Here is a 6,008-nt window from a genome sequence, read left to right on the forward strand (position 1 = left end):
CTGGCCTTTTCGTTTGGAACCCTAAACAATCTGACGAGAAACCCGCCACACCAAGCCATGGCCGCTTGGAACAGCGTTGCATCAACCGATGTCGCCTGGTGAGCGCGCCTTCAAAAAGCTCATGCACTGTGTGTACACTCCGCTTTCTCAGCCGTTTTCGCCTTGTCTCGCCCTTGCTCGCGAGATCGTAAACACGTTCTCAGCCGGCAGCGCTGCCCAATAATTGCAAACACAGCTCGCGCACGGCCTCTGCCTTGCGCGTCAGCCTCAAGGCCTGCGGCCAGGCCAGCATGATGGGTAGCCGCGGCACCTCGTCGGCGATATCCAGACAGGCCAGCTTGCCGCCGCCGTAAGCCATATCCACCTCCGGCCGCAAATTAAGCAAGGCATAGCCGAACCCCGCCGCCACCAACCCGCGCGCCAGTTCGAAATTGATGGTGCGCAGCCCCACTTTCGGCTCCAGCCGCTGCTGCCGGAACAAGGACAGGAAGTACTCGCGGCTGTGCGGCAGATCCAGCAACACCAAGGGCTCCGCCGCCAGTTCCGCCAGCGACACCGCGCCGCGCCGGGCCAGTGGATGATCCGCCGCCACCAAGGCATAAGGGCGCGCGCCGGACAGCGGCAGCTTGTGCAAGCTCTCCGGCAAACCCAGGTCATAGGCCAAAGCCAGCTCGATCCGCCCGTCCGCCAGCGCCTCCCGCAACTGCTGGGCGTCGCCTTCCAGCAAAACCACCTCCAGCTCGGGATAAGCGTCGCGCAAAGCGGACAACAGCCGCGGCAACAAGATGGGCGCGATAGTGGAGAAACAACCCAGCATCACCCTGCCGCGCAAGGACTGGCTGATCTCCTGCGCCTGCGGCGTCAAATCCTCCGCATGCTTCAACAACTGACGCGCGGCGGCAATGAAGCTGCGCCCGGCTGGCGTCAGCGACACGCCGCGCGCGTGGTGGCGCATGAACAGCTGCAGACCGAACACCTCTTCCAACTGAGCGATGGCGCTGGACACGCCGGGCTGCGACGTGTGCAACGCCTTGGCCGCCGCGGTGACACTGCCATGATCCGCCACAGCGACCAGATAAGCTAATTGCCTCAGGGTATATTGCATAACTTAAAATTATCCAATGCAGAAGATATAACTATTTTCCGTATTCAGACTGGCTTCGTAGACTGCCCCTTGTCAAGCACGTAACAGGAGGCGTCAAGATGACAATCGAAAAAACAGACACGCTGATCATTGGCGGCGGCCAAGCCGGCATCGCCATCAGCGAACACCTGAGCCGCAACGATGTGCCCCACATCGTACTGGAGCGCCACCGCATCGCCGAACGCTGGCGCAGCCAACGCTGGGATTCACTAGTCTGCAACGGCCCAGCCTGGCATGACCGCTTTCCCGGCCTGGAATTCGCCGCTCTGGACCCGGACGCCTTCGCGCCCAAAGAGCGGGTGGCGGATTACCTCGAGGCTTACGCCAGGAAGTTCAACGCGCCCATCCGGACCGGAGTGGACGTGCTGAAAGTCAGCCGCAACTCAGACCGCGCCGGTTTCACCGCGGAAACCTCGGCTGGCGCATTTGAAGCCGCACGCGTGGTAGCCGCCACCGGTCCCTTCCAAAAACCCGTCATTCCCTCTATCGCCCCCAAGGACCAGCCGCTGCTGCAAATCCACTCCGCCGACTACCGCAAGCCGGAACAGCTGCCGGAGGGCGCGGTGCTGGTGGTGGGCGCCGGCTCCTCCGGCGTGCAGATCGCCGACGAACTACAACGCGCCGGCAAACGCGTCTATCTATCCGTCGGCACCCACAACCGCCCCCCGCGCAACTACCGTAACCGCGACTTCTGCTGGTGGCTGGGCGTATTGGGCGAATGGACCGCCACCGCCCCCAAACCGGACGCCGCCCACGTGACCATCGCCGTCAGCGGCGCGCGCGGCGGCCACACCGTGGATTTCCGTGCGCTGGCGCAACAAGGCATCACCCTGTTGGGCAGCACCCAATCGTTTGAACGCGGCGTGGCCCGTTTCGCCCCTGACCTGGCCGACAACCTCGCCCGCGGCGATGCTAACTACTTGGCTCTGCTGGCGGCGGCGGACGCCTATATCCAACGCAACCGGCTGGATCTGCCGGAGGAGCCGGCCGCGCGCCATATGCTGCCGGACCCGGAATGCGTGACCCAGCCCACTCTGGAGCTGGACTTGGCCTCGGCCGGCGTCGCCAGCATCATCTGGGCCACCGGCTTCGCCACGGACTACAGCTGGCTGCAAGTCCAGGCGTTCAACGACCAAGGCCAGCCGCAACATCAGCGCGGCGTGTCCAGCGAGCCCGGTGTCTACTTCCTGGGCCTGCCCTGGCTGTCCCACCGCGGCTCCTCCTTCCTCTGGGGGGTATGGCACGATGCCCGCTTCATTGCCGATCATATCGCCACCCAACGCCAATATGCCGCCTACCGGGACGCCGGCCAGCGCGCCGCCCGCTAAAGGACACCATCATGACCCACACCCGCATCCGCCCGTTCAACACCCGGGAAACCTATCCGGAGCAAAACCTGGACAACGACCTGTGCCAGGCCGTGGTGGCCGGTAATCTCGTGTTTCTGCGCGGCCAGATTGGCCAAGACCTGGACAGCCGCGAATCCGTAGGCATAGGCGACGTGGCCGCCCAGGCCGAACAAGCGATGGCCAATGTGAAGCTGCTGCTGGAAGAAGCCGGCAGCGAACTGGGCGATATCTGCAAGATCGTGATCTACCTCACCGACCCGCGCTACCGGGAAGCCGTTTATCTGGTGGTGGGCCGATGGCTGAAAGGCGTCTACCCGGTATCCACCGGCCTGGTGGTGTCGGCGCTGGCTCGGCCGGAGTGGCTAGTGGAAATCGACGTCACCGCCGTCATCCCCGAGGAGCGCCGCCAATGACCTTCTCCATCGCGGCCCGCTGCCAGGACAGCGGCATGGTGGGCGTCGCCATCGCCTCCTCCAGCATCTGCGTGGCCAGCCGTTGCGCCCATGTGCGCGCCGGCGTGGGCGCCGCGCTGAGCCAGAACGTGAGCAACCCGCTGCTCGGCCCGCTGGCGCTGGACCTGATGGCTGCCGGCAGCGGGGATGCCGCGCTGAGCGCAGCCCTGCGCTCGGCGGATCCTCACCTGGAATGGCGGCAACTAGTGCTGGCCCCGCTTCAAGGCCGCCCGCAAGTCATCACCGGCCGGCATGCGCTGGGCCGGCATGGCGCCGCCACTGGCCGAGACTGCGCCGCCGGCGGCAACCTGCTGGCAACGTCCGAGCTGCCCCAAGCCATGGTAGCCGCCTACGAAGCCGGCGACGGCGGCCTGCCGGAACGCCTGCTGGCGGCGCTACAAGCCGCTGTGGACGCGGGAGGAGAAGCCGGCCCCATCCATTCCGCCGGCCTGCTGGCCACTGGCGATACCGCATGGCCGGCCATCAACCTGCGCATAGATTGGAGCGACGGCCAGCCGGTGGCGGAACTGGCCGAGCTGTGGCGGCGCTACCAGCCGCAGATGGACGCCTACCTTACCCGAGCGCGATCGCCGCAGCATGCGCCCAGCTATGGCGTGGCGGGAGACCCATAATGCAACGCTACAGCTCGTTGGCCATGCTGAAACGGCTGGTCGGCTTCGACACCGTCAGCCACCGCTCCAACCTGGAACTGATTCACTTCGTGCGCGACTACCTGGCCGGCTGGGGCATCCCCAGCCAGCTGATTGCCAACGAAGACGGCAGCAAGGCCAACCTCTACGCCACCATCGGCCCCGCGGACCAGGGCGGCGTGATGCTGGCCGGCCACACCGATGTGGTGCCGGTGGACGGCCAAGCCTGGAACAGCGACCCTTTCCGCCTCCAAGTGCGAGACCAACGCGCCTACGGCCGCGGCTGCGCCGACATGAAAGGCTTCATCGCCGCCGTGCTGGCTGCCGTGCCGGACTTCGCCGCCGCCCGGCTGCGCACCCCGCTGCACATCGCGCTCAGCTACGACGAAGAAATCGGCTGCATCGGCGTGCGCCGGCTACTGGACGTGCTGGGCGGGCTGCCGACGCTGCCCAGAATGGGCATCGTCGGCGAGCCCACGCTCATGCGCGTGGTGGCCGCCCACAAGGGCAAGCTCGCCTATCAAGTGCGCCTTCGCGGCAAGGCCGGACACTCCAGCCTGCCCCAGGCCGGCGTCAATGCCGTGGAATACGCGGCGGAGCTCATCGTCTTCATCCGCCAACTGGCGCGACAGCGCGCAACGGAAGGTCCGTTCGACCCGTTATATCCCGCGCCTCACACCACCCTTCATGTGGGCGCCATGCGTGGCGGCAGCGCTCTCAACATCATTCCCGAATACAGCGAATTCGAATTTGAAATCCGCCACCTGCCGGAAGACGAGCCGCAAACGCTGCTGGCCGCCATCATGGACTTTGCCCGCCAGCAACTGCTGCCCGCCATGCGCGCGGTGGACCCCGACGCCGACATCGTCTTCACCGAACGCAGCGCCTACCCCGGCCTGCTCACCGCGCCGGACGCCGAAGTGGTGCGCTTCGCGCAATCGCTGCTGGGCGACACCCGCGCGCCGGCCAAGGTCTCCTTCGGTACGGAAGCAGGCTTGTTCTCCCAACAAGTAGGCATCCCCACCGTGGTGCTAGGCCCCGGCAGCATCACCCAGGCGCACCAGCCGGACGAATGGCTGGCGCTGGAACAACTGAGCGCCTGCGACAGGCTGCTTGCCGTCCTGAGGCAGCGGCTTAGCGAGCCCGTTCCCTGACCGTAATGCGCCACGCCGGAACCTTCCCGCGCTTGCGGGGGCCTACCACGGTTACATCTCGCCACGGACCGCCCCGCATGAAACCCGATACCCCCCAGGCCCAGCGCCTGAACGCCGCCATCGCCTGGGCGCACAGCCGCCCGGACGTGGACGCTCTGATCCTCACCGGCTCCTTTGCCCGAGACGACGACAGCGTCGATATCCATTCCGATCTGGATTTGGAAATCATCAGTCCGAACCCGGCGGCGCTGGCCGACGACGACGGCTGGCTGCGCGACATCGGCCCCCTGATCACCGTGCTGCGCCTGGGCGAAGGCCAAGCCTGGCCCACCCGCCTGGCCATCTACGCAGACGGCGTCAAAATCGACTTCACCCTGGCCGGCCCCGCCCGGCTGCAAGCCATGCGCAAGGACGGGCTGGACCCGCTGTACCAGCGCGGCTACCGCGTGCTGCTGGACAAAACCGACGTGGCCCAAGGCCTGCCCGCGCCGCAAGGCCGCCCCGCCACGCCGGCCCTGCCCTGCGAGGAGCGCTTCCGTGAACGGGTGGAGGAATTCTGGTTCGAGGCCTTTCACATCCCCAAATACCTGGCGCGCGGAGAGCTGTTCGTCGTCAAATTTCGGGACTGGACCATGAAGGAACTGCTGCTGGAAATGCTGGAATGGCACGCCTATAGCCGCCCCGGCGCGGCGGCGGACTGCTGGCATATCGGCACCCGGCTGCAACACTGGGCCGAACCGGAACACTGGCAGGCGCTGCAACAGGGGTTTGGCCGCTTCGACGCCGCCGACGCCGAATGCGCCTTCCACGCCACCCTGCGGCTATACAGCCAAGTGGCGCGCGAAGTGGCCGCCCGCGCCGGCTTCGACTACCCGGAAGCGGTGGAGGCCGGCATCCGCGACTTGATCCACGCGCCGGCCTAAGAACCTGTTTACGATCTCCGGAGCAATAGAGCCAGGAAAGCCAAGTGGATGAACTGCAAGCTGGTATTGAGTTTCCGCTCACAGTTCTTCCACAGCCTTCTGCTCTTTTCCAACCAAGCGAAGCTGCGCTCCACAATCCATCGTTTTGGCATCACCTTGAACGTATGCAGCTCGCTTCTCTTCGCGATCTGTACCGTCACATACCCGCCCAGAATCTCCCGCACTCCCTGCGCGAAGGGCTGGCCCACGTAACCGCTGTCGCACAGCAGGCTTTGCACCCGCTTGAGCCCACTCTGGCAGCGCGCCAGCGCTGTGAGGGCTCCTTTGCGATCAGTC

General features: G+C 65.7%; 7 protein-coding genes. 5 read left to right on the forward strand and 2 right to left on the reverse strand.

From position 1 onward, the window contains the following. Nucleotides 1-199 precede the first annotated feature (199 nt). Nucleotides 200-1,105: a LysR family transcriptional regulator gene (locus BR71_RS14450; protein ID WP_043638792.1), complete on the reverse strand. Its 906-nt coding sequence runs from the start codon at nt 1,103-1,105 to the stop codon at nt 200-202. A 98-nt stretch (nt 1,106-1,203) separates the two neighbouring features. Here BR71_RS14450 and BR71_RS14455 point away from each other — a divergent pair, with 98 nt between their 5' ends. The 5 genes from BR71_RS14455 to BR71_RS14475 all read left to right on the forward strand — a co-directional run bounded on the left by BR71_RS14455 (nt 1,204) and on the right by BR71_RS14475 (nt 5,672). Next, nucleotides 1,204-2,472, forward strand: a complete 1,269-nt coding sequence (locus BR71_RS14455; RefSeq protein ID WP_043638796.1) for a flavin-containing monooxygenase — start codon at nt 1,204-1,206, stop codon at nt 2,470-2,472. Between the two features lie 11 nt (nt 2,473-2,483). Continuing rightward, nucleotides 2,484-2,906, forward strand: coding sequence for a RidA family protein (locus BR71_RS14460; RefSeq protein ID WP_043638800.1), 423 nt, complete (start codon nt 2,484-2,486; stop codon nt 2,904-2,906). Next, a complete protein-coding gene (locus BR71_RS14465) occupies nt 2,903-3,577 on the forward strand; it encodes a DUF1028 domain-containing protein (protein WP_043638804.1) in 675 nt (224 codons plus the stop codon). Before BR71_RS14460 ends, BR71_RS14465 begins: the two co-directional genes overlap by 4 nt. Further along, complete coding sequence (argE, locus tag BR71_RS14470; RefSeq protein ID WP_043638807.1) at nt 3,577-4,749, forward strand: acetylornithine deacetylase; 1,173 nt, start codon at nt 3,577-3,579, stop codon at nt 4,747-4,749. The genes BR71_RS14465 and argE overlap by 1 nt, the downstream gene beginning before the upstream one ends. Before the next feature lie 77 nt (nt 4,750-4,826). Further along, entirely contained in the window at nt 4,827-5,672 is an 846-nt protein-coding gene (locus tag BR71_RS14475; RefSeq protein ID WP_081862678.1) for an aminoglycoside 6-adenylyltransferase, read from the forward strand. Between the two features lie 8 nt (nt 5,673-5,680). Here the strand turns inward: BR71_RS14475 and BR71_RS14480 are convergent. After that, nucleotides 5,681-6,008: transposase (locus tag BR71_RS14480; protein ID WP_043637785.1), on the reverse strand; the 328-nt coding region annotated here is incomplete at its 5' end.

Source organism: Chromobacterium haemolyticum DSM 19808 (assembly GCF_000711885.1).
Taxonomy (GTDB): domain Bacteria; phylum Pseudomonadota; class Gammaproteobacteria; order Burkholderiales; family Chromobacteriaceae; genus Chromobacterium; species Chromobacterium haemolyticum.

Coding starts and splice junctions, on each gene's coding strand:
- BR71_RS14455 (WP_043638796.1), top strand. CDS start 1,204: ATGACAATCGAAAAAACAGACACGCTGATCATTGGCGGCGGCCAAGCC.
- BR71_RS14475 (WP_081862678.1), top strand. CDS start 4,827: ATGAAACCCGATACCCCCCAGGCCCAGCGCCTGAACGCCGCCATCGCC.
- BR71_RS14460 (WP_043638800.1), top strand. CDS start 2,484: ATGACCCACACCCGCATCCGCCCGTTCAACACCCGGGAAACCTATCCG.
- BR71_RS14450 (WP_043638792.1), bottom strand. CDS start 1,105: ATGCAATATACCCTGAGGCAATTAGCTTATCTGGTCGCTGTGGCGGAT.
- BR71_RS14465 (WP_043638804.1), top strand. CDS start 2,903: ATGACCTTCTCCATCGCGGCCCGCTGCCAGGACAGCGGCATGGTGGGC.
- argE (WP_043638807.1), top strand. CDS start 3,577: ATGCAACGCTACAGCTCGTTGGCCATGCTGAAACGGCTGGTCGGCTTC.